General features: G+C 54.3%; 20 protein-coding genes and 1 tRNA gene. 9 read left to right on the top strand and 12 right to left on the bottom strand.

Going from position 1 to position 23091, the window contains the following annotated elements:
- Positions 1–13: 13 nt before the first annotated feature.
- From CAP31_RS07010 to CAP31_RS07035, 6 genes are all read right to left on the bottom strand, one after another.
- Positions 14–937: a formyltransferase gene (locus CAP31_RS07010; protein ID WP_087446882.1), complete on the bottom strand. Its 924-nt coding sequence runs from the start codon at positions 935–937 to the stop codon at positions 14–16.
- Positions 934–1875, bottom strand: coding sequence for a glycosyltransferase (locus tag CAP31_RS07015; protein ID WP_087446883.1), 942 nt, complete (start codon positions 1873–1875; stop codon positions 934–936). The genes CAP31_RS07010 and CAP31_RS07015 overlap by 4 nt, the downstream gene beginning before the upstream one ends.
- Positions 1872–2996: a DegT/DnrJ/EryC1/StrS aminotransferase family protein gene (locus CAP31_RS07020; protein WP_087446884.1), complete on the bottom strand. Its 1125-nt coding sequence runs from the start codon at positions 2994–2996 to the stop codon at positions 1872–1874. Before CAP31_RS07020 ends, CAP31_RS07015 begins: the two co-directional genes overlap by 4 nt.
- Positions 2996–3367, bottom strand: coding sequence for an SMR family transporter (locus CAP31_RS07025; protein WP_087446885.1), 372 nt, complete (start codon positions 3365–3367; stop codon positions 2996–2998). The genes CAP31_RS07020 and CAP31_RS07025 overlap by 1 nt, the downstream gene beginning before the upstream one ends.
- Positions 3364–5019, bottom strand: coding sequence for a glycosyltransferase family 39 protein (locus tag CAP31_RS07030; RefSeq protein WP_223247407.1), 1656 nt, complete (start codon positions 5017–5019; stop codon positions 3364–3366). Before CAP31_RS07030 ends, CAP31_RS07025 begins: the two co-directional genes overlap by 4 nt.
- Before the next feature lie 71 nt (positions 5020–5090).
- Positions 5091–6110, bottom strand: coding sequence for an AI-2E family transporter (locus tag CAP31_RS07035; RefSeq protein WP_087446887.1), 1020 nt, complete (start codon positions 6108–6110; stop codon positions 5091–5093).
- A gap of 113 nt (positions 6111–6223) precedes the next feature.
- Between CAP31_RS07035 and CAP31_RS07040 the strand changes: the two genes are divergently transcribed.
- Positions 6224–6823, top strand: a complete 600-nt coding sequence (locus tag CAP31_RS07040) for a peroxiredoxin (RefSeq protein WP_087446888.1) — start codon at positions 6224–6226, stop codon at positions 6821–6823.
- Positions 6824–6892: 69 nt separating this feature from the next.
- Here the strand turns inward: CAP31_RS07040 and CAP31_RS07045 are convergent, their stop codons facing one another.
- Positions 6893–8572 carry a glutamine--tRNA ligase/YqeY domain fusion protein gene (locus CAP31_RS07045; protein WP_087446889.1) on the bottom strand — a complete coding sequence of 560 codons (1680 nt, stop codon included), beginning with the start codon at positions 8570–8572 and terminating at the stop codon, positions 6893–6895.
- 64 nt (positions 8573–8636) lie between these two features.
- Here CAP31_RS07045 and CAP31_RS07050 point away from each other — a divergent pair, with 64 nt between their 5' ends.
- Positions 8637–9725 (top strand): TRAP transporter substrate-binding protein, encoded by a 1089-nt coding sequence (locus CAP31_RS07050; RefSeq protein ID WP_087446890.1) that lies wholly within the window; start codon positions 8637–8639, stop codon positions 9723–9725.
- 14 nt (positions 9726–9739) lie between these two features.
- Here the strand turns inward: CAP31_RS07050 and arfB are convergent, their stop codons facing one another.
- The 3 genes from arfB to CAP31_RS07065 are packed head-to-tail and all read right to left on the bottom strand — an operon-like array spanning position 9740 to position 12015.
- Positions 9740–10165: an alternative ribosome rescue aminoacyl-tRNA hydrolase ArfB gene (gene arfB / locus CAP31_RS07055; protein WP_087446891.1), complete on the bottom strand. Its 426-nt coding sequence runs from the start codon at positions 10163–10165 to the stop codon at positions 9740–9742.
- An 18-nt stretch (positions 10166–10183) separates the two neighbouring features.
- Positions 10184–10759 (bottom strand): PleD family two-component system response regulator, encoded by a 576-nt coding sequence (locus CAP31_RS07060; protein ID WP_087446892.1) that lies wholly within the window; start codon positions 10757–10759, stop codon positions 10184–10186.
- A gap of 59 nt (positions 10760–10818) precedes the next feature.
- Positions 10819–12015, bottom strand: coding sequence for an FGGY-family carbohydrate kinase (locus CAP31_RS07065; RefSeq protein WP_087446893.1), 1197 nt, complete (start codon positions 12013–12015; stop codon positions 10819–10821).
- Positions 12016–12060: 45 nt separating this feature from the next.
- Here CAP31_RS07065 and smc point away from each other — a divergent pair, with 45 nt between their 5' ends.
- From smc to CAP31_RS07095, 6 genes are all read left to right on the top strand, one after another.
- Entirely contained in the window at positions 12061–15576 is a 3516-nt protein-coding gene (smc, locus tag CAP31_RS07070; protein ID WP_223247408.1) for a chromosome segregation protein SMC, read from the top strand.
- Between the two features lie 85 nt (positions 15577–15661).
- The gene (locus CAP31_RS07075; protein WP_087446894.1) at positions 15662–16327 is read left to right on the top strand and encodes a metalloregulator ArsR/SmtB family transcription factor; all 666 of its coding nucleotides are present in this window, start codon (positions 15662–15664) and stop codon (positions 16325–16327) included.
- A 41-nt stretch (positions 16328–16368) separates the two neighbouring features.
- Positions 16369–17103, top strand: a complete 735-nt coding sequence (locus tag CAP31_RS07080) for an MBL fold metallo-hydrolase (RefSeq protein ID WP_087446895.1) — start codon at positions 16369–16371, stop codon at positions 17101–17103.
- On the top strand, positions 17100–18392 hold the full coding sequence (locus tag CAP31_RS07085) for an MFS transporter (protein WP_087446896.1): 1293 nt from the start codon (positions 17100–17102) through the stop codon (positions 18390–18392). The genes CAP31_RS07080 and CAP31_RS07085 overlap by 4 nt, the downstream gene beginning before the upstream one ends.
- Positions 18393–18407: 15 nt before the next feature.
- Positions 18408–18752 (top strand): DsrE family protein, encoded by a 345-nt coding sequence (locus CAP31_RS07090; protein ID WP_087446897.1) that lies wholly within the window; start codon positions 18408–18410, stop codon positions 18750–18752.
- Between the two features lie 29 nt (positions 18753–18781).
- Positions 18782–19423: a class I SAM-dependent methyltransferase gene (locus CAP31_RS07095; RefSeq protein WP_087446898.1), complete on the top strand. Its 642-nt coding sequence runs from the start codon at positions 18782–18784 to the stop codon at positions 19421–19423.
- 267 nt (positions 19424–19690) lie between these two features.
- Here CAP31_RS07095 and CAP31_RS07100 read toward each other — a convergent pair whose 3' ends face one another.
- On the bottom strand, positions 19691–20554 hold the full coding sequence (locus CAP31_RS07100) for a hypothetical protein (RefSeq protein WP_157662688.1): 864 nt from the start codon (positions 20552–20554) through the stop codon (positions 19691–19693).
- 411 nt (positions 20555–20965) lie between these two features.
- Between CAP31_RS07100 and CAP31_RS07105 the strand changes: the two genes are divergently transcribed.
- Positions 20966–21061, top strand: a tRNA-Sec gene (locus CAP31_RS07105).
- Between the two features lie 10 nt (positions 21062–21071).
- Here CAP31_RS07105 and selB read toward each other — a convergent pair.
- Complete coding sequence (selB, locus tag CAP31_RS07110; RefSeq protein WP_087446900.1) at positions 21072–22991, bottom strand: selenocysteine-specific translation elongation factor; 1920 nt, start codon at positions 22989–22991, stop codon at positions 21072–21074.
- Between the last annotated feature and the right edge of the window lie 100 nt (positions 22992–23091).

The raw sequence follows: 23091 nt of genomic DNA on the forward strand, positions 1-23091 counted from the left end.
TAAGTTGTTGAATTCAATTTATTTGCAATGCCTTATTACCGAATGTCGCGAGATACTCGGCGGAGCTGACTGCTTTTCCATCCCATTCCAGTGCAAGCAACTGTAAAGTGCCGCCACCGCTACAATGGACATAACAGCCATGATTATCGCAAAAAAACACAGAGTTGGCATCGTTGTTTGACGCCTGGTCGATAACACGGCTGCGTAACACGCGTAGCGGCTTGTCGAGCAAGGTGGTATAAGCGCCCGGATAAGGTGGCGCTACAGCACGGATCAGATTGTGAATGGCATTGGCGGATTGCGACCAGTCGATCTTGCCGTGCTCCGGACGGCGACCGCCGAAATAGCCGCCTTTGCTCAAGTCTTGCGGTTTGGCTACCGCCGTGCCTGCAACCAGTGACGGCAGTGCGCGATGCAGTGTGATTTCGGCTGCGCAGGTCACTTTACGGAACACGTCGCCTGCCGTATCGTCAGTCAGTATCGGCACGGCTGTCTGCTCGACGATTGCACCGGCATCGGGCTTTTCGGTCATGTAATGCAGCGTCGCGCCGGTTTGAGTCTCGCCATGAATGATGGCCCAGTTCACCGGCACCCGCCCACGGTACTCGGGCAGCAAAGAGCCGTGCATGTTCAGGGCGCCTCGCGCTGGAATAGCCAGCAGGGGTGCCTTGATCATCAGTTTGTAATAGAAAGAGAAGATAAAATCGGGAGCGAGCGCTGCGATTTGTGCAACGATCTCTGGCACATTTGGATCGTCTGGGGTAATGACCGGAATGTCATAGCGCGCTGCAAGTTCGGCAACGCTGTCAAACCAGATCAGCTCACCCTGTGCATCTTCATGTGTCACTACCAGCGCGATTTCAATACCGGCATCGAGCAATACCGACAAACAGCGTACTCCGACGTCATGATAGGCAAAGACGACTGCCCGGGTCATGATTTGTCTTGCTCTAATACGGTTTCAATCAGATAACGTGGGCGCTGGCGCACCTGCTGGTAGATGCGCCCGATGTATTCGCCGAGTAGGCCGATACCAAACAGAATCGCGCCCATCAGGAAGAACATGATGCCGAACAAGGTGAATACGCCGTCGACCTCAGGCCCGTAGAAAATGCGGCGGTAAGCCAGATAAGCGACAAAGAATGCCGACAGTATCGACAGACCAACGCCAACCAGCGAAAACATTTGCAGCGGCACCAGCGAGAACCCGGTCACCAGATCGAAATTCAACCGAATGAGCTGATACAACGAATATTTGGATTCACCCGCCGCACGTTCTTCGTGAGCAACCTCGACTTCGCCAGGATGGCGGGCATAGGTGTAAGCCAGGGCCGGGATGAAAGTGTTGACTTCCTTGCTGTGGTTGATGGCGTAAATAATCTCGCGACTGTAGGCACGCAACATGCAACCCTGATCCGTCATCACCACATGAGTAATGCGTTCGCGCAATTTATTCATTGCCCAGGAAGCATGCCGACGCCATGATGAATCCTGGCGCTGCTGGCGTACGCCGCCGACATAATCGTAACCCTCATCCATTTTAGCCAGCAATTTTCTGATTTCTTCAGGCGGATTCTGCAAATCCGCATCCAGCGTGACAATGCGCTCACCGCGGCAATGGGAGAAGCCGGACATGATCGCCATATGCTGACCGAAATTCCCGGCCAGCAATACCACGCGGGTGACATCGGGACGCACATTAAATTGTTCGCGTAATCTTGCGGCAGAACCGTCACGACTGCCGTCATTGATAAAAATGACTTCATAAGTGAGTCTGAGCGCATCCAGGGCCGGATAAAGCCGGTCAAACAGTGCCTGCAGACCCTGTTCTTCATTGTAAACCGGGATGACGACGGATAATTGCAGACTGCTCATAGCTTGACCTCGGTAAGTATTTCAGCGCACGCGGCACAAACACGTTCAACATCACTGTGCGTCATCGTCGGGAATAAGGGGAGGGTGACGATGCCCGCACCGACATGCTCGGCATTGGGAAATTGTCCTTCCGCATAACCCAGGGCGCGGTACAGTTTGAATAAATGGATAGGGGGATAGTGGACCCCAACGGCTATGTCACGGGCCTTCATGCGGGCGATAAACTCACCCCGGCTGATATTCATGTGCGCCAGCGGCAGCACTATCTGGAACATGTGCCAGTTACTGTCGGTGAAATTGGCTAACGGCAGTTCGCAGCCCAGACCTGTGTCGAATCCGGCAAAATAATGCCGGGCCAGTTCGCGGCGGCGTTCGGTAAATTCGGTCAGATGCGGCAATTGGCCGAGGCCTATCGCTGCAGCAATATCGGTGAGATTGAACTTGCCACCGGCGACATCCACTTCCATCGTGCCGTCAGCCGAGCGCACGACGCCTTGTAGACGAAGTTTCTCGCATAATGGCGCCAGAGTCGAATCCGGCAATACCAGGCAGCCGCCTTCTCCGGTGGTGAGGTTTTTGTTGGCATGAAAACTGAATGTCACCAGATCGCCAAAACTGCCGATCGCGCGACCGCCCCAACTGGCGCCGAACGATTGCGCCGCGTCTTCGATTACACGCAATTGATGTTTGCTGGCAATGGCATACAGCGCATCGCGGTCAACCGGCAAGCCTGCCAGATCAACGGCGATGATGGCGCGCGTGCGCGAGGTGACGGCAGCTTCGATCAGATTCAGGTCGATATTGCGGGTATGCGGATCGATATCGACAAATACCGGTTTTGCGCCCGCCAATACGATGACATTGGCGGTCGCCACCCAGGATAACGGCGTGGTGATGACTTCGTCGCCAGGCTGGATGTCGATCAGATCCAGCGCGATTTCCAGCGCCGCAGTACCGGAATTCAGGCTGCGTACGGCACGGCCATTCATTAATGCAGACAATTGCGCTTCAAATGCCTGGACCTTGGGCCCGCTGGTGAGCCAGCCGGAGCGCAGCACATCGCTGACTGCCTGTATGGTTGCTTCGTCGAGAGTGGGGCGGGTAAAAGGAAGAAATTCCATCAGCTTCTCGTAATCAAAAATACGCCAAAAATAATCACGCCTATGCCTATCATGCGTTCTACGCTCACGGCCTCGCCAAACAGCCACCAGGCTGCCAGTGCATTGACCACGTAGCCGAACGACAACATCGGATAGGCAACGCTAACCTCGACGCGGGATAACGCCATGATCCATACCACCACGCTGATAACGTAGCAGGTCAGCCCGCCGATAATATGCGGCTCGGTAGCCAGCTTGAAGCCGATGGGGATGATATTGCTGGCATTGAAAGCGAACGTGCCTATGCTGTTGGTGCCTGCCTTAAGCAGCAATTGCGCTATGGCATTCAGCATCACGCCAGATAAAATCAGGATCCAGCTGATCGCGCTCATGGCGTCACCACCACAACACGCCGAGTATCGCGGGCGATGACACGCATCGGAAGTCCTTGCGCAGCGAATTGCTGATAATAAACGGGTGACATGACAGCCAGTGCATACGGTTGTTGGGGCCAGAGTTTAAGGAAGGTAGCGACGTCAGGAATCCATTTGTTCGGTTCCTGTTCGATACCAAAATACATTTCATCCGGATGCGCCACCAGTGTCATCGTGCGTTGCAGATAGGGCGGCAAGGTCTGTTCGTACATCGCGACACTGTAGAACGGTACGCCCGGCTTCAGGTAGGGCTTGATCTGCTGCGCGATGAGGTAAGCCGAACTTGCAGGCGATAGCGCATTGTAACCAAGATAAACCGATTGCCCCATCAGCAGGCCGGCGACAGCCATGACCGTCACAGCGGCGATAATCTGCTCGCGCCGTGCCAGCCACATGGCAATCATGGCGCCAATCAGCCAGCACAGCGCTGCGGCTTGTATCCATGGAATGAAATTGTCATACAGCGCAACCGGCACTTCGGCGCTGGCACCTTTACTGGCCAGTGGTGCAAACCACCATGCCGCCATTGCGATGGGCAGCATGATGCTGATTTGCCAGGACAAGGCCTTGCCGGCAATCTTGCTGAGGCGCTCGCCGATCAACAATGCCAATGCAGGAAAAATCGGCAAAATATACGGCACCAGCTTGGAATGCGATATGGAGAAAAATACGAAGATAAACGCGACCCACACCATCAGCATGCGATTAGCCTGGAATTGATTCGATGCTGGTTGCCTTTCCCAGCCGCGCCACAGGGCATGCAGCATCGGTCCCAGCCAGGGCATGATGCCGAGCAATACGACAGGAATGAAGGTATACCAGGGATGCACGCGTCCGCTGATGGGCGTCAGGTAACGCAGCACATGTTCATGGATGAAGAAGAACCAGAGAAACTCCGGATTGGCGCGCGATACCATGACAAACCAGGGGACCGTGATTACCGCAAAAATCAGCAATCCCTTGATCATGTGCAGGCGTTTCCATAATCCCCAGTCACGCTGTATCAGCGTATAGAGGATTAACACCGCTCCGGGAATGGCGATGCCAATCAGGCCCTTGCTCAACATGGAGAAGCCCATGCCGGCCCAGCATACATACATCCACCAGCGCGTTTCAGATTCGTTCGCGCCCGGACGCTGCGCCAGTACCAGTGCAGCCAGGCTCAGGCTCATGAAGAAGCTGACACCCATGTCCAGAATATTGATGTGGCCGATGGCGAAATACAGAAAGCTGCTGGCAAGCACCAAGGCCGCCATGTATCCGGCACGCTGACCATACAAGCGCAAGCCGGTGAAATAGACCAGCAATATGCCTAAAAATCCGGTCAATGCAGCCCATAGCCGGGCCGTCCAGTTGTGTTCGCCAAACAGGCTGTAGGCAATGGCGGTCGCCCAGTATTGCAAGGCCGGTTTCTCAAAATACTTCAGATCATTCAAGCGCGGAGTGACCCAATCGCCCGAGGCAACCATTTCCCGCGGAATTTCAGCATAGCGCCCTTCATCCGGACGGACCAGTGCGTTGTGATCCAGAGTGGCGAACCAGAGGAAGGCCGTCAGCGCAAACATCAGCCCGAGCATGATTTGCGGGAATACAGAGCGATTTGAGTTCAAGGCAATATGAGACCTGTGGCAAAATCAGTGCATGAAAGTCGGGATTATAACAAATTCGTTTGATAAAACGCTTACACCCACCCGCGGGCAACCAATTCATCCTTGATATAAGCATAATAGATCGGCGCTGCCACTACGCCGGTCAGACCGAAAATCGATTCCATCAGCAGCATCGCTATCAATAATTCCCAGGCTCTGGCATGAATCTGACTGCCGACTATGCGGGCGTTAAGGAAATACTCGAGCTTATGGATAACGATTAAAAACACCAGGGAACCGATCGCAATGTTGAGTGATTGACTCAAACTGACGATGACAATAACGCTATTGGACATCAGATTGCCGATAACAGGTATCAGGCCGGCCAGAAAGGTGATGGCGATCATGGTTTTGGTCAGCGGCAAATGCACGCCGGCCACAGGTAAAATAACCGCCAGATAGATCGCGGTAAATATCGCATTGATCGTTGCTATGCGCACCTGGGCAAAGACGATGCGGCGAAAAGCCAGCCCGATGCGTGACGCCCGTTCTACCAAGGCCCGCGCCAGCGGCTTGTAGTGGTCCATGGGGATGACTTCGCGCAATGCCAGCATGCCGCCGATAATCATGCCGATTAGTACATGGGCGGCCAGACGGCCGGCTTCCTTGCCGGCCAGCTGTAATTCGGCAGCATGAGTGCGCAGCCATGTGGTAATGGCGAGCCGAAATGCATCGGCATCAGGCGGCAGGGAGGTGAGCAACCAAGCAGGAAAAATCTGGCGTGAGCTTTCGAGAATTTCAGCCATTTTATCGAACAGCAAAGTCAGGCTGCCCGCATCGGAACGAAAAAAGGCGACCAGGCCCACGCCCGCCAGGGTTAGCAGGCTTACCACGCTGAAGGAAAGCAGGCCCACGGCAATGATTTTTGAGCGCTGTCCTGGCAGGTGGCGCGCGAACCATGGGGAAATCACGTGAACCAGTTCAAAAACCAGCAAGCCCGCCAGTAGTGCCGGCAGCAAATGGAAGATGAGCACCAGAATCAGGACGGCAGCTGCAATTATCCATGCCGAGATTTCAGCAGGAGAAGGACGAGTATCGGATGATATAAACATAAGCAGGATTTCTTAAATGATTTTCATCTAATAATTGACAAGGGCAGCTGCAATGGATAGATTCTAACAGCTGACATGCATCTTTTAACCTAACTTTATTCAAGGAGCGCTACATGAGTGTTTTAGTTTGCAAACCCGCCCCCGACTTTACCGCAACAGCGGTCATGGGCAACAATGAAATCAAAGATATCACCTTTTCCGAATTCACCAAAGGCAAGTATGTGGTGATATTTTTCTATCCGCTTGATTTCACGTTCGTCTGCCCATCCGAATTAATCGCTTTCGATCATCGCCTTAATGAATTTGCCAAGCGTGGCGTCGAAGTGCTGAGCGTATCCGTCGATTCCCAGTTCACCCACCTTGCCTGGAAAAACACTCCGGTCAACAAGGGCGGTATCGGCCAGGTCAAGTACACCATGGTCGCCGATATCAAGCATGAAATCGCCAAAGCCTACGACGTGGAACTGGACGGCAGCGTAGCCCTGCGTGGCTCCTTCCTGATCGACCGTAGCGGTATTGTGCGTCACCAGGTAGTGAATGATCTGCCTTTGGGCCGTGACATCGACGAAATGCTACGCGTTATCGACGCATTGCAGTTCACCGAAGAGCACGGTGAAGTTTGCCCGGCTGGCTGGAAAAAAGGCGATGCCGGTATGGGCGCTTCTACTGAAGGTGTTGCCAAGTATCTGGCTGAAAACGCTGACAAGCTGTAATCGTCCGGTTTAGTTTAAAAAAAAAACGGCTATCTGCGCAGATAGCCGTTTTTATTTGTGCAGCTTCAATTATTTTGCCCAGGAATCTTTCAGGGTCACGGTGCGATTGAATATCGGTTTTCCGGGCATGCTGTCCACCATGTCAGCAACGAAATAGCCATGACGCTCAAACTGGAAGCTCTCTTCGGCCGCAGCAGCTGCCAAAGCAGGTTCAACATAGGCGGTAATTACCTGTTTTGCATGAGGATTGATATCCAGCAGATAATCCCGGTCATCGGCACCCGGATGCGGTACCGCAAACAGTCGATCGTATAAGCGCACTTCGGTTGCCAGCGCATGCGCGGCAGACAGCCAGTGGATGTTGCCTTTGACTTTCACGCTGTCCGATCCCGGCGTGCCGGATTTGGTGTCGGTCAGGTAATTGCAATGGACTGCCAGCAATTCGCCTTGATCGCTGTAATCCGCGCCAGTGCATTCAATCACATAACCATAGCGCAAACGCACCTTGTTGCCGGGAAACAAGCGGAAATATCCTTTGCTCGGCGTTTCCATATAGTCCTCGCGCTCTATCCATAATTCGCGGGAAAGCGGAATGACGCGTTTGCCGAGTTCCGGTTTGAGCGGATGATTGGGTGCAAAGCAATCCTCGCTGTGCGTTTCCGGATAATTATCGATAATCAGCTTGAGCGGATTCAATACCGCGATGCGGCGCTCCGCAGCGAGATTCAGGTCCTCACGCATGCAGTCTTCGAGCACGCTCATGTCTATCCACGAATCCGCCTTGGATACGCCGATACGATCGGTAAACAGGCGGAATCCCGCTGCGGTAAAGCCGCGCCGGCGAGCACCCACCAGCGTTGGCAAGCGCGGATCGTCCCAGCCGTCGACATGACCGCCCTCGACCAGAGTGATGAGCTTGCGTTTGGAGAGTACGACGTAAGTCAGATTCAGCCGCGCAAATTCGATCTGTTGCGGATGCCAGCCGATTACCGGCTGCAGCTGATCCAGCACCCAGTCGTACAGCGGGCGATGGTCTTCGAATTCCAGCGTGCATATCGAATGGCTAATGCGTTCCAGCGCATCGGAAATGCAATGCGTGTAATCGTACAGCGGATAAATGCACCACTTGTTGCCGGTACGGTGATGCTCGGCGTGACGAATGCGGTAAATAACAGGATCGCGCAGATTGAAATTGGGCGAAGCCATGTCGATTTTGGCGCGAAGCACGTGTGTGCCATCGGCGAATTCGCCCGCTTTCATGCGCCGGAACAGGTCCAGATTTTCAGCAGCGCTGCGGTCGCGGTAAGGGCTATTCTGCCCGGGAATGATGTGCGTGCCCCGACGTTCGCGCATTTCCTCCGCGCTCTGGCTGTCGACATAAGCCAGGCCGCGCTCGATCAGAAATTCGGCAAATGCATACAGTTTGTCGAAATAATCCGAAGCGAAATACTGATTGCTGCCCCAGTCGAAACCCAGCCAGCGAACTGCATCGATAATCGAATCGACATATTCCTGCTCTTCCTTTTCCGGGTTGGTGTCATCGAAACGCAAATGACAGACCCCGCCGTAATCGTGCGCCAGTCCGAAATTCAGACAGATCGATTTGGCATGACCGTAATGCAGATAACCGTTAGGCTCAGGCGGAAAGCGCGTAGCCATACGCCCACCCCATTTATTGCTGGCAATATCGTCATCGATAATGCTGCGAATAAAGTTGGAAATAGCGGGTTTTTCTGTAGCATCAGTCATTTTATGTATGCGAGTAATCAGTTGGTCGTATAATTTTACCTTAATTGCGCAACGGGGATAATAAATGCAACGACGAGATTTTATTAAAGGGGCCGCTGGGGCCGGGCTGGCAGGAGTGGCGGCGATTGCGCCATCATTGGCCATTGCGGCAGATGCGCCGGTGATCAGCTGGCGTCTGGCATCAAGTTTCCCTAAAAGCCTGGATACGATATACGGAGCAGCAGAGACCTTATCCAAACGTGTTGCCGCGCTTACAAATGGCAAATTCCAGATTCGGGTATTCGCTGGCGGCGAACTGGTTCCCGGCTTGCAAGTACTGGACGCTGTACAGAACGGCACTGTCGAATGTGGCCATAGCGCCAGTTACTACTACGTAGGCAAGGACATGACTTTCGCGTTTGACTGCGCCGTGCCATTCGGCCTGACAGCACGTCAGCAGAATTCGTGGATGTACGCCGGCGGCGGCATGCAACTGATGCGCGATTTCTTCAAAAAGTACAATATCGTGCAATTTCCCGGTGGCAATACCGGCACGCAAATGGGCGGCTGGTTCCGCCATGAGATCAAATCGATGGCCGACCTCAGAGGCCTGAAAATGCGTATCCCCGGATTGGGCGGCAAAATCATGGCCAGGCTCGGCGCGGTACCGCAAACCTTGCCGGGCGGCGATATCTATCCGGCACTTGAACGCGGTGCGCTGGATGCCGCCGAGTGGGTAGGGCCGTACGATGACGAAAAGCTCGGTTTCTACAAAATCGCCAAGCACTATTACTATCCCGGCTGGTGGGAAGGTGGCCCGCAACTGTCATTCATGGTCAACATGCAAAAATGGAATGCCTTGCCCGAAGTCTATCGGCAGGCATTCGAAGTCGCGGCTGCCGAAGCCAACATGATGATGCTGGCACAATACGACGCCAAGAACCCGCCGGCGATGATGCGTCTGGTGCAGCAGGGTGTAAAAATCCACGCGTTCCCCAAGGATGTGATGCTCGCCGCACGTCGCGCCGCATTCGAGATTTTTGACGAAGAGGCGGCCAGGAACCCGGCGTTCAGAACCATCTATATCGAATGGAAAAAATTTCGCGACAGTGAAATACAGTGGTTCAAGGTGGCAGAAGCGCCTTATGAAAATTTCTTGTATTACATGAAATAACGGTAGCGCAAGCCTTATTGATAGCCTGCCTTGACCTTCGAGCGTTGCTGTTTGGTTTCGCTTCGCTGCTGTTTGTTTGCCAGACGACGCTGTTTCGAAGCCAGGGTAGGCTTGGTTACATGCCGCGTTTTGGGTTCAGCCGCGGCGGCCCGGATCAGCTCTGCCAGCTTGACGCGGGCGTCATCACGATTGCGCCCCTGACTGCGGTAACGCTGGGCTTCGATGATCAGAATGCCGTCCTGCGTGATGCGGTTGCCTGCCAGCTTGAGCAGGCGTGCCCGTACTGCATCCGTAAGCGACGGTGAGGCCTGTACGTCGAATCGTAACTGAACGGCTGTGCTTACCTTGTTTACGTTCTGCCCGCCCGGGCCAGAGGCGCGGATAAACAGTTCGAACAATTCCGATTCGGGAATGCTGAGATTACGGGTGATGCGTATCATATCAAGCTTGTCCGATGCTCACGAGTTTAGGTTTTTTGGCACGGAATCCGACGCAGGTACGGATATCCGGCGCGGAATCAGATCGGCATCCAGCAGGCGCTCTATCCTTGCGAATACTTCAAAACGCGAAAAGGGCTTTTTCATGAAATCCTCTGCGCCGATGCGACTGCCGAAAAACTGTTCGGTGGCCTGTTCATTGCTGCTGATCATGATGATTGGAATAGGTTGAGTCAGCGGGTCACGCCGCAGCATCCGTAGCGCAGCAAAACCATTCATGCCCGGCAGCACGATATCCAGAAAGATGATATCGGGACGTTCTTTGCGGGCCAGTGCCATGCCTTGTTCGGCATCCGATGCTTCGAATGTCACATATCCGGTCGATTGCAGCATCTTTTTGAGCGCGAATATGATAGTCGGTGAATCATCGATAATCAGCGCACGCGTACCTTTGCGCGCATTCAGCCGTTTTTTGTTGCGGCGTTCGGTCTGCATATGTGAAGGCAAATGGCGAGTTGTTTTGTGCTCGTTCGCGGGATTTGACGGTTCGACAGCCGTCTTGCCGAGCAAGGTACGGAAAATATTGATATATCCCATGATTATCTTTAATTAATTTTAATAATAGTTATCAAACTAAAAGACATAAACATACATTTTCATTCTGCCAACCAGTCTAGACCTTTAGCCAGTATTGCGCTACCAAATGCTGCATCCGTATTTTTGGCTATCGCCACCGGCACGCCCAATCGGCGCTGACGAATCGCCTGCCATTGCCGGTTGCGGCTTCCGCCTCCAGCGGTCAGGACCTGCTGCAGCGGTGTCGCACCGAGCTCGGCAAATTTGGCGTAGCCTTGCTGTTCAATCCTGGCCATGCCTTCCAGAAGGCCGTGCAAGAATGTCACATCATCATTGGGGCGAGACGTAAGGCGAGGCGCAAGCCCCGCATCGTTAACGGGGAAACGTTCGCCCACGCGGGGGAGCGGGTAATAATCCAGTTCGCTGGCTATTTCCGCTGGTATCTGCTGGCTGTAACGCGTTAATTCTTCGTCGCTAAAGAACTGGCGCAGCACCGCGCCGCCACTGTTTGAAGCGCCGCTCACCAGCCACCATTTGCCGAATCTATGGCTGTATACACCATGCTGAGGCGATGCGACATAGCGTTCGGACAGCAATTTCAACACCAGCGTGCTTCCCAAAGAGGTAACTGCGACACCGGGGGTATGCACACCCGCAGCGATAAAGGCAGCAATGCTGTCAGTCGTGCCGGCCTTCACGATGCAGGCAGAATTGAGATTGAAATGCCGGGCAATGCGCCGTTGCACCTTGCCGATGATCGTCCCTGGTGCGACGATGCGCGGCAGCAATGCGACATCTTCAGCCGCATAAATCCCGTCGCGCCAGGCAAGCGTGCGGATGTCCAGCCCGCTTTTCAATGCGTTGTGATAATCGCTGACGCCGCCCACGCCGGTGAGATGGGCATTGAGATAGTCTGCCTGGTGCATCAGATAGCGCGCAGCATGGCCATGATGATGTTGCTTCAACCATGCCAGTTTGGCCGCAGGGTCGCCAGACAAGGGGTGGTTATAGAGCAAGACCGGCGTAACCGGATTCAGTTCGTCATCGACGAGCAAGACCGTGCCCGAAGTAGCGTCCATGGCGATCGTTTGCAGCCCGGCGCGGAATGCCGCCGGAATGCGTGCCAGCAGTTCGAATAGCGTTTCATGCCAGATGGCAGCATCCTGTTGCTGTGGAGAAGGGTAGGCGATTTGTGCCGACCACATTTCTGTTTCGCTCTCATCCATTATCACGCCGCGCGCACCGGAAGTACCAAAGTCCAGACCCAAGTAATACATAGTAAACGGAGGTTTTCAGGTAAAATATCGTGTCATCAGTTTACCTTGAATATTGCCCAATTGCGCCTGACAGCTATCAAACTTGCCGGTTTCAAATCGTTTGTTGATCCGACGCATATTCCTATCGTCGGGCAGATGGTGGGTGTAGTAGGCCCTAACGGTTGCGGCAAGTCCAATGTGATCGACGCGGTACGCTGGGTGCTGGGCGAATCGCAAGCCAAGCAGTTGCGCGGCGCCAGCATGGCGGATGTGATTTTTAACGGCTCGACCTCGCGCAAGCCGGTGTCGCGGGCTTCAGTCGAGCTGACTTTCGACAATAGCGACGGCAAAGCGCCCGGACAATGGGCACAATATGCCGAAATCTCGGTCAAGCGCATATTGACGCGTAATGGCGAATCCAGCTATTACATTAACAACATGCATGTTCGCCGTCGGGATCTGGTAGATATTTTCCTCGGTACCGGCCTGGGCACCAAAACTTCCTACGCGATCATCGAGCAGGGCATGATCTCGCGCATCATCGAAGCCAAGCCCGAAGAGTTGCGCGGCTTCCTGGAAGAGGCAGCGGGCATTTCCAAATACAAGGAACGCCGCCGCGAAACCGAAACACGCCTCAACAACACGCGTGAAAACCTGATCCGCTTGGAAGATATCCGGCGCGAACTCGGCGAGCAGATCGAACGCCTGCGCGGCCAAGCCGAAGTCGCACGCGAATATCAGACGCTGCAAAGCGAATTGAAAGCCACACAGCAATTACTCTGGTTCGTAAAGAAACGCGATACGGAGTCCAGCCGCCTGCGTTACCACGGTCAAATTCAGCAGACCCAGCAGCAGCTGACCGGACAAGTCGATGCCCTGCGCGGTATCGAGCACGAGCTTGATACCAGCCGCAACGCGCATCAGCAAGCCAATACTGCATTAAATGACGCTCAGGGCGCATTTTATGCGGCTGTCGCCGAAGTCTCCAGGCTGGAACAGGCGGTTCGTCACCTTGCCGATACGCGCACGCGCCTGCATGCGCAGGCCGAGCAATTAAGCGGACAGCAGGACAGCCTGATGCGGCAACATCAGGATATGGAATCCAGCCTGGCCGACTGGCTGCAACGGGTTGCAGACACCGAATTGAATATGGAAGAAGCCGCGCTGGCGCTGGAAAGCGCTACGGATGTATTGCCGGAAATCGAATCGATTCTGCAAACCACACAACAGCGCGTCAATGAATTGCAACGCGATCTGGCTGCGGCTGAACAAGCGCGCCAGGTCAATGAAACGCACCTACAACACGCAGCCAAGACCCTGCAGCAACTCAATATCAGACAAACGCGTTTGCAGCATGAGCAAGGCGGCTTGCCCGATGAAGATCAGACCGCGATCGAGAGCATCGAACAGGCCTTGAATGATACAGCTGCACTACGCGATGAGCTGGCCGAGCAATTCGAAGTCGTGCAGCACACGCTGGCAACGCTGGAGGGGCAGCGCCAGCCGCTGCGCACGCAGCTGGAACAGCACACCCGCAGCCTGCATCAGGTCGAAGGCGAGCTGGCCGGTCTGATGAAAGTGCAGCAACATTTGACCGAGAATGTCAGTGCCGACGCCTGGCTGGCACGCCATCAATTGAACAATTTGCCGCGTTTATGGCAACAGATCGATGTCGCCAATGGCTGGGAAACCGCGTTTGAAGCGGTATTGGAAACGCGGATACAGGCCATAGCAGCCGATACCAGCACACTGGATCTCAGCGACATTCCCGCTGCCGGTATCAGTATCTACGATGGTGCAGCTCCTCATGCGGAACTTGACGCCTGCGCGTTACCGCGTCTGCTGGATAAAGTCACCGTTAAATCCGGCGGCGCTGGCGCGTTACAGGACTGGCTAAGTCATGTTTTTGTCGCCGACAACGCTGAAGCAGCCGCCGTAGCACAAGCCCGATTGCCTTTGGGTGCGCAGCTTGTAAGTACCGAGGGACACATTTTCACCCGCCATAGCATACGCTATTACGCCAAATCATCCGGGACGCAAGGCGTGCTCGCCAGACAAAAGGAAATCGAGCGCTTGTCGGCCAGCGTGGCTGCACTTCATGAACAAAAATCCATTGCAAGCACGCAATTAAGCAGCATAGAAGCGGAGATCGGCAGCAACCAGCAGGATCTGGCTACGCTGCGCAGTCAGCTGCAACAGACCCAGCAGCAATTCCATCAACGCCAGCTGGAAAGCGTGAAATTGCAGCAGGCGCAGGAGCGCACGCAGCAGCGCCGCGCCCAGATCACGGCAGAGCTGGCTGAAATCGACACCTTGATCGAGACAGAGCAAAACGCGCAGATGGATACCGAAGAGCAGCTTCAGCAGCATCGTGAACAATCCGCACAGCTTCGCAGTCATCTGGAAGACGCCCGCCGTGCGCGGCAGGATGCAGAAAACCTGTTCAACCAGAAACGCGAGCAACAGCGTCAACTGGAGCGGAAGCTGCAGGAAATCCGGTTTTCCGCACAGTCTGCACAGTCAAAAATCAATGACTTGCATAACGCACTTAAAGTAAACAAGGATCAGCAGCAGCGATTGATCGAACAGCGCGAGGAGGTGCTTGGCGAAGCGATGGCGCTGGATGAGTCGACCCAGAGCATCGCCTTGCAGGATGCGGTCAATCTGCGCCAGCAGGCCGAGCAGAATCTTGCGCTGATGCGCGAACAGCTGGAAGCGGCTGGCACACAGTTGCGCCAGCAGGAAGAAGCGCGCATGGCATTGGAGCACTCGCTTGCGCCGTTGCGCGAACAGCTGGAAAATTTGCGCCTCAAGCATCAGGAAGCCGAGCTGCTCGAACAGCAATGCGAGGAACAACTGCAGCTCCTGCATGCCGACCAGACTGAATTGGCCCAGAGAATAGCGCAAGGCGCCAAAGTCACCGGGCTGAACAACGAAATCAACCGGATCACTGTCGCAATCGATGCGCTGGGCGCAGTCAATCTGGCTGCCATGCAGGAACTGGAGCATGCCGTCAAGCGCGAAACCTATCTGCAGGACCAGGTTAACGACCTTGAGCAGGCGATTGCAACCCTGACCGAAGTCATCACCACGATCGACAGCGAAACCCGTGAATTGCTCGCAATGACCTTCAATACGGTCAATCAGTCCATGTCGGAATTATTCACCACGCTATTCGGCGGCGGGCGGGCAGAACTGATCTTGTCCGGAGAAGAGTTGCTGGATGCCGGGATACAGGTTTTCGCCCAGCCGCCCGGCAAGAAAAACAGCTCGATACATCTGTTATCCGGCGGCGAAAAAGCACTGACCGCATTATCGCTGGTATTCGCGCTATTCAAGCTCACGCCGGCGCCATTCTGCCTGCTGGACGAGGTCGATGCGCCGCTGGACGATACCAATACCGAACGCTATGCCAGACTGGTCAAGCAGATGTCGGCGCAGGTGCAATTCCTGTTCATCACGCATAACCGCATCACCATGGAAGCGGCCGAGCAATTGGTCGGCGTCACCATGCAGGAGTCTGGCGTGTCGCGTACTGTTTCAGTTGATCTGGAACAGGCCACCAGATTGGCCGAGGTTTAATCTTTTAACTTTTTTCAATTTTTATTTGACCTGCATTGAGCGAATCATGTATTCTATATTCTAATAATCGTTGGAGTGTATGATAATGGACGACTCACGTGAAATAAAAGATTTGCTGTACGAACAAGTCGCACGTATCAGCAAGGCGGCATCCAGCCCGAAACGGCTCGAACTGATAGAGGTGCTGTGCCAGGGCGAGAAACGCGTTGAGCAATTGGCCAGCGATACCGAGTTGTCGGTCAAGCTGACCAGCGCCCACTTGAAAGAGCTCAAGGCAGCGCGTCTGGTAGAAAATCGCCGTGATGGCAAAAATATTTATTACCGGCTTGCCGATCCGCGCGTTGCCGATCTGTGGGTCATGCTGCGCGAACTGGCTGAAGAACGATTGCTGGAACTACAGGCGGCAATGCACGAATTGATTACGCAATCGGATGAGCTATCACCTATCAGCGGTGCGGAACTGCTGACGCAGGCTCAGCACGGTGAGCTGGTAGTGATTGACGTCAGGCCCGAAGCCGAATACGCCGTTGCCCATCTGCCATTTGCGCGTTCCATCCCGTTGTCCGAATTAAAGCAACGGCTCAACGAGATACCCGCCAACAAAACCGTCGTAGCTTATTGCCGCGGGCCTTTTTGCCTGATGGCAAAGGATGCTGTGGACATGCTCCGTCAGCAGGGTATTCATGCATCTCGTCTGGAAACCGGGGTGGCTGAGTGGCGGTTAAATGGGTTGCCATTAGCAACAGATTAAACCGGTAGCATATTTTTTATAATTACCAAGGAGGTATCACCATGTTTTTCAAACAGTTAGCGACAACATCAGCTTCCCTTTCCTACTTTTTCGGTTGCGGCACGCTCGGCAAATCCATTGCTGTCGATGTCGTGGCTGGCGACGAAGCCTGGTTTATCGAAGAAGCGAAAAAAGCCGGCGTAACGATCACCCACGTGATCGACACGCACATTCATGCCGACCACTATTCCGGCGGACGCAAGCTGGCTGAAATGACCGGCGCGCAGTATTGCCTGCATGAAAGTGACAAGCCATTAGTCAAGTTCTCGTTCCACCCTTTGCAAGACAGGGAAAAAATTGAAGTAGGCAACGTCGTGGTTCAGGTCATCCATACTCCGGGACATACCATGGACAGCATCTGTTTACTGGTTACCGACAAGCGCCGCGGCGATGAACCCTGGTTCGTCATTACCGGAGACACGCTGTTTGTCGGCAGCATTGGCCGCCCGGACCTTGCCGGTCAGGAAGCGACGATGGCCGCCATGCTGTTCGATACCCTGCACAACAAGCTGCTGACTTTGCCTGACACCACCGAGATTTTTCCCGGCCATCAGGCTGGCAGCGCCTGCGGTGCAGGGATTTCCGGCAAGCCGTCATCCACCATCGGCTTCGAAAAACGTTTCAATCCTAGCCTGAGCATTACCGACAAGGCTGCCTTTGTCGCCGCACTCACCAGTGACATTCCGCCGCGCCCGGCTGACATGGATGCCATGGTGGCGGCGAATATTGCATCATGAATAAAATGACCTACGTATATGGCATCAGGCTGAACCAGACGCAGTTTCTGCATCAGCTGTTTCAGGTGCTGCTGGTAGGGCTTACCCTGGGCATGATGCGCACTGTGGTGCCCGCATTGGCCGAATCCGAATTCGGCGTACCCAAAGGTTCGTTCATGCTGCTGATGGCGTTTGTCGTGGCTTTCGGCTTCGTCAAGGGCTCGCTTAACTTTGTTGCCGGGCGCTTGTCCGAGCGGGTAGGGCGCAAAAAGGTATTGCTATGGGGCTGGCTCTCGGCAGTGCCCATTCCATTCATGATCCTGTACGCACCCAACTGGAACTGGATCGTTGCCGCGACGGTGTTGCTGGGGATCAACCAGGGTCTGACCTGGTCGATGACCCAAACCGCCAAGCTCGACATCACCCGTTCGGATCAGCGCGGCCTGACCATAGGCCTGAACGAGTTCTCCGGCTATGTCGGCGTAGCGCTGGCCGGCATTGCTACTGGCTATCTGGCGACGGCATTCGGAGCGCGTCAAGGCTTGCTCATCTTCGGCCTGAGTATCATCGTTCTGGCGATAGTCTTGACACTGATCTGGGTTAAGGACACGCTGCCTTGGGCAAAATACGAAGGTGTGCGCCATGCCGTAGGACAATCCACCGGCCCGATCGCGCGCTTTCCGCAGAACATCTCCGATAACCCTGGCACATGGGAAGTCTTTACACTGATGTCGTGGCGCGACAAACGTATGGCAGCGATTAGCCAGGCAGGGCTGGTGGAGAAATTCGTCGATGCGCTGGTCTGGGTGTTTTACCCGGTCTACCTCTATCAACACGGCCTGAATCTGTCGCAAATTGGCTGGGTGGTCGGTGTTTACGGTTTTGTCTGGGGCGGTACGCAACTCTTTACCGGCAAGCTTTCCGACCACATCGGACGCCATAAACCTATCATAGCCGGCATGTGGATTTGCGGAGCAGGCGTCGGCATGATGCTGCTGGGCGAAACTGCATTGTGGTGGTCATTATCTGCAGCGGTGACCGGGTTCGGCATGGCTTTGCTGTATCCGAATCTGAGTGCAGCGGTGGCGGATATCGCCCATCCCAATTGGCGCGGTTCAGCAATAGGCATCTACCGTTTCTGGCGCGACCTCGGCTATGGTATCGGCGCGCTGGCGTTAGGGCTGGTAGCCAACCTGAGCAATGCCATCAGCAGCGGGTTCTGGTTTGTCAGCATTGCCATGTTCGTATCGGGCCTGATCGTGCTGATTTGGAGCGAAGAAACACATGCCCGGCTGAATCCGGCGAAATAAGAAAGGGAGTCCATTATGACCAAGGCACTTATCGTGCTGCATGCTGCAGCGGATGCACCGGATAATCGCGCATTGACAGCCTTGCGTCTGGCTGGCGCCCTGATGGCGGATAACAAGGATGTCGCGCTGTTTCTGGTGGAGTCCGGCGCCAGGCTTGTTGACCCTGCACTGGATGCAGACAATCCTTGCCGTAGCCTCTTTTACGAGATGCTGGAAGTAGGGATGCTGGTCCATGTATGCGGCGCAACGATGCGCAAATTGGGGCTGGAGGAGAGTGCGCTCCCGGCCGGGGCAACCCGCAGCTCAATGAAAGCATTAAGCGCATTGATGAGCGAAGCCGAGGAAATCATCAGCTTCTGATTCATCCAGCCTCGCACGGAGGGTAACGCATGCAAGCCAAGGACTATGATGCCTGGTACCAAACGCCGCGCGGCAGCTGGATAGGCGAGCAGGAATACCGGCTGCTGCGCCGGTTGCTGCAGCCCACCGCAGGGCAATGCATGATCGATGTCGGCTGCGGCACCGGCTATTTCACGCGCCGGTTTGCCGCAGATGGCGTGCGAGTGTCCGGCGTTGACCCGGATGCAGCTATGATCTCTTATGCTCAATCGCAAAAGATAGCTGACGAAAGCTACCTGTACGGCGATGCGCGCGCATTGCCATTCCCTGATCGAAGTTTCGATTATTGCATTGCCGTCGCCTCGCTGTGCTTCATCCAGGAGCAGGAATTAGCGCTTGCAGAAATGGTGCGCGTAACGCGCAAGCGCATCGCCATCGGCTTTCTGAATCGGAATAGCCTGCTTTACTGGCAGAAGGGAAGGCACGGCGGCAGCGGCGCCTACTGTGGTGCCCATTGGCATACGCCCGCAGAAGTACGTCGGCTGTTCCATGACTTACCAGTCAGCAATCTGCAGCTTCGTTCTGCTATTTATCTGCCCGGAGGTAACCGCTTCGCTCGGGCTGTCGATGCATGCTTGCAGCAATGGCCGCTGATTGGCGGTTTTTTGGTAGCTGCGGCGGATATTGGTTGAAGCGGTTTGAATGTTTATCTGTGCGTGTATTCCGTTTTAACATTTGCAATGTGACAGCGCTAGATAAAATAAAATTCGCCTTTTGACCTAAAGCAGAAGTTCAGTGTGTACCCCTTGACCGTCTTGTTTTCGGCCAAAACGGACTGTGAGGCTTGCTGAAAATGACTGTCGCATCAGCCTGCCGGAATGTCTGTTTTCGACTTTTCCGAGCCGTCACTTTCGACCCAAAGCAGCTATCCAGCAAGGTGGAGGCGCTTATCAGGCTTTTCAGTCAGACGTAGCTTTCGAAGGGCTGTGATGAGTGTGTAGTGCATTGGTGAAAGCAACGAGGGTTTCATTCAAAAACGCATCCAGAAACCCTGCTCTCTCATTGAGGACGTCGCAGAGGCGATTTGGTGTGCCATTAAAGTTGAGATTTTCTCCCCCTCCAACAAGCCGAAACCCATCGTAGGTAAGATTGAAAGTACCTGCAGAGACAAATTCGTAGTGAGAGATCGTGTCCCGCACAGAGCGACGAGAATTTTCAATCGAAAGTACAAAGTCGAAGCGGGTCTTGTGCTCATTAAAGAGCTGCAAGATGGGAGCAGTAACTGTTTGAGGGTTTTTAGGTCGGGTGAGAACATTTGGTAAATCCTTGAACGAATTGCAGTCACTTTTAAAGTAAGCGGCAATACCTGCGGCGAAATATTCCAAAGTCCTTCGATAGGCAAATACAAAAGCATGGTACTCAACATCCAACTTCTGGGTATTTCCAATTGCGTGGCAGCTTCCCTTCGGAATGCCTGAGAAATCATGATGACTTAGGTACTCCTCCACCTCATTTTCTATTTCAATAATCCGATCTAGATGATACTGAACCGCCCGCCTTGCTCCTGGCACATTCGAGAAGATGCTGCCGCTTAGCCTTAAGTACCACTTTAGGGAGCGTTCGTTGGCGCGAAGCTCTGTGACCCAATCAGGTTGAGAGTTTGTAAAGTAGTCATAAAAATGGGTGAATCCGTACCGCTGCTCGTCTGGAATAGGTGCGATTCCTGCAATCTCGTTTACTGCCACGACACATTTACCGATTGGGTCAGGGAGGAGGGTTTGAAGCATCATCGCAATTTGCTGTGGTAGTACCTGTTTTTTCATGATGAGCAGTATAGTGTCTCGACAGTCTGATGCCTTCAAAGAGATAGGGGTTGTAGTCAGTTTTCGTTGAGTATCTTTTTCTGCTGCGCTTCAAACTCGGCTTCATTGATAACAACGATTGAGGGCACCTTTTACATTTCGTGACAGAATAGTCTAAAACCATCGACCATAAATACACGACCAGCAGCCTATGACAGGCAGCGGCAGTAGCACTATGTAAATAGTCTGCCACAAAACGGTCATTGGACTCTGAGTGACGGTTCGATATTTTAGAGCTAGCCCCCAATATAACATTCAAATACTGCTTCTTGATTAATACAGACAACCAACATTCGATAATGAATTGCTATCATCGGCAGGATAATGCCCCACGCCACAACCCACATTCAGGTAGAATAGTTTCACCAAAACGGAAGGGATTCGCTCCCCGGTGGGGCGGCCGGACTTCAAATTCGGTTAAGCACGCCAGCGTGCTTGGGTGGGTTCGACTCCCACTCCCTTCCGCCATCGCGCCGATTCAGAATCCCGTATTCATTACTGATGCTTCCTGGCGTAGCTGGTGCTTGTCGCCGGTGCGGCGGGTGTAAACGATACGATCGAAAAACTCCAGTATCTGGATAGCGAGTTTGCGGCCGGTTTTGATTTTGTCACGGAATTCGGCGGCACTGATGCCGTCCCGAGTCGCTGCCATATTGCTGATGATTACCGATAATTGCGCTACCGCCTGCCTGGTAAAGTAATGATCGTGGGCGACCAGATAGACATCGCCCACCCTGGCCACGCGACGCAATAACATGCGGACATTGTTTTCATCCAGAGATAAAGCCTGGGCCAGATCCCTGACCCGGGGCGGCTGAAACATGTCTGCCTGCAATAACGGCAACAGCATTTTCCATTGTTTCTCTTCAGCGGCTGTGAGCGTTATGGTGTGATCGGGTAAATGCAGCCAGGGGCCGCTTTGGGATAATTGCCCGCTGAACAACAATTCATCCAGCAAAGCCGTAAAAACCTGACGCGGCATCGAGGGCAGTGTCATGCGCTGCAACCGCGTGCGGTCCGGGCCGATGAAATCCGGGTTTTCCGTGTGCTCGATTTTTAAGCGCGCCAATACGTTTTGCTGTAATTGTGACCAGCATGCCGGTGTAAAACCGAAGGCGGCCGCTTGAGTAGTGACGACATGCATGGACAGGCTCCGCCAGAGCTGCTCGGCTTCTTGCTGGCGGATATTCCGGGTCTGTGCAAAGCGCGTCAGATCCAAACCGCTGGCGGCGCCATCCAGGGCAAGCTTCAATGCCGGATGATGTTCGGCTATCTGCATGGCGTGCAGCGCGGCGATGCGTGCCGGGGAACGTCGATTTCTGGCGGGCGGGAATGGGTCCAGCACCTTGCCGCCTCCCAGGGTACGGTTTGCCGACTGGTCGCGCAGGATGAAGCGGTCGCCATTGAGCGGGCATATCGGCTTGTCGGTGATAAGCTGAACCAGCGCCATGCCGCCGGGTTCGATCGTTTCTCCTTGCAGGATGGCCAAGCGGGCTGTCACGTCTGAGGCGCCGATGTGCAAATGCACTGGCGTCCAGTGTTTGAGCGCCTTCTGTTCGTCGGCGAGTAACTGAAACTGCGCATCGAAGCGTTGACTCGGCGCGTGGACCGGCGCTTCCAGCAACCAGTCGCCGCGATGCACATCGCTTTTCTCAAATTGAATACCGGCAAGATTCAGCGCGCAGCGCTGGCCGGCATGGCCGGATTCTGCCGGCCGATTCTGCGCATGGATGCCGCGTACGCGCACTTCGATGTCCGTTGGCGAAATGATGAGTTTATCGCCTGTATGGACTTCACCTGAAAACACGGTGCCGGTGACGACGGTGCCGGTACCGGCAATGGTAAATGCACGATCTACCGCCAGCCGAAAATGCCCCGCGCTGGAATGCGAAGGGATCTCGAGGGCGGCTCCATCCAAATGCGCACGTAATTCTGCCACCCCTTGGCCGGTAATGGCGGAAAGCGGGAATATCGGGCTATTGGCCAGAGCGGTATTCGATAACAAATGATGAATTTCATGCATAACCGCCGCAATGCGTTCGGGGGCAACGCGGTCGATTTTTGTGAGGGCGACTGCGCCATGATTAAGCCCCAGCAGATCGAGTATGGCCAGATGTTCGCGTGTCTGCGGCATCGGGCCATCGTCTGCGGCGATGACCAGCAGCACATAATCAATGCCGGTGGCGCCGGCCAGCATGTTGTGTACGAGCTTTTCATGCCCCGGCACATCGACAAAGCCCAATACATCGCCGTTGGGCAGGGGAGTGTAGGCATATCCCAAGTCTATGGTAATGCCGCGCGCCTTTTCTTCTTTCAGCCGATCAGCATCGACCCCGGTAAGTGCCTTGACCAGTGAGGTTTTACCATGATCGATATGGCCAGCAGTGCCGATGATCATTTATTGGGACTCGCCATGATTAAATGTTAACTGAACACACACTATGCCATAGACATCCATCAACAGACACAAAAAACGCGTTGACGAGTATCCACAAACC

This window comes from Sulfuriferula sp. AH1 (assembly GCF_002162035.1).
Taxonomy (GTDB): domain Bacteria; phylum Pseudomonadota; class Gammaproteobacteria; order Burkholderiales; family Sulfuriferulaceae; genus Sulfuriferula.

Bases quoted from the DNA above. Each gene is read 5' to 3' on its own strand.
- CAP31_RS07010 (WP_087446882.1), bottom strand. From the start codon at position 937: ATGACCCGGGCAGTCGTCTTTGCCTATCATGACGTCGGAGTACGCTGT.
- CAP31_RS07015 (WP_087446883.1), bottom strand. From the start codon at position 1,875: ATGAGCAGTCTGCAATTATCCGTCGTCATCCCGGTTTACAATGAAGAA.
- CAP31_RS07020 (WP_087446884.1), bottom strand. From the start codon at position 2,996: ATGGAATTTCTTCCTTTTACCCGCCCCACTCTCGACGAAGCAACCATA.
- CAP31_RS07025 (WP_087446885.1), bottom strand. From the start codon at position 3,367: ATGAGCGCGATCAGCTGGATCCTGATTTTATCTGGCGTGATGCTGAAT.
- CAP31_RS07035 (WP_087446887.1), bottom strand. From the start codon at position 6,110: ATGTTTATATCATCCGATACTCGTCCTTCTCCTGCTGAAATCTCGGCA.
- CAP31_RS07040 (WP_087446888.1), top strand. From the start codon at position 6,224: ATGAGTGTTTTAGTTTGCAAACCCGCCCCCGACTTTACCGCAACAGCG.
- CAP31_RS07045 (WP_087446889.1), bottom strand. From the start codon at position 8,572: ATGACTGATGCTACAGAAAAACCCGCTATTTCCAACTTTATTCGCAGC.
- CAP31_RS07050 (WP_087446890.1), top strand. From the start codon at position 8,637: ATGCAACGACGAGATTTTATTAAAGGGGCCGCTGGGGCCGGGCTGGCA.
- arfB (WP_087446891.1), bottom strand. From the start codon at position 10,165: ATGATACGCATCACCCGTAATCTCAGCATTCCCGAATCGGAATTGTTC.
- CAP31_RS07060 (WP_087446892.1), bottom strand. From the start codon at position 10,759: ATGGGATATATCAATATTTTCCGTACCTTGCTCGGCAAGACGGCTGTC.
- CAP31_RS07065 (WP_087446893.1), bottom strand. From the start codon at position 12,015: ATGTATTACTTGGGTCTGGACTTTGGTACTTCCGGTGCGCGCGGCGTG.
- CAP31_RS07075 (WP_087446894.1), top strand. From the start codon at position 15,662: ATGGACGACTCACGTGAAATAAAAGATTTGCTGTACGAACAAGTCGCA.
- CAP31_RS07080 (WP_087446895.1), top strand. From the start codon at position 16,369: ATGTTTTTCAAACAGTTAGCGACAACATCAGCTTCCCTTTCCTACTTT.
- CAP31_RS07085 (WP_087446896.1), top strand. From the start codon at position 17,100: ATGAATAAAATGACCTACGTATATGGCATCAGGCTGAACCAGACGCAG.
- CAP31_RS07090 (WP_087446897.1), top strand. From the start codon at position 18,408: ATGACCAAGGCACTTATCGTGCTGCATGCTGCAGCGGATGCACCGGAT.
- CAP31_RS07095 (WP_087446898.1), top strand. From the start codon at position 18,782: ATGCAAGCCAAGGACTATGATGCCTGGTACCAAACGCCGCGCGGCAGC.
- CAP31_RS07100 (WP_157662688.1), bottom strand. From the start codon at position 20,554: ATGAAAAAACAGGTACTACCACAGCAAATTGCGATGATGCTTCAAACC.
- selB (WP_087446900.1), bottom strand. From the start codon at position 22,991: ATGATCATCGGCACTGCTGGCCATATCGATCATGGTAAAACCTCACTG.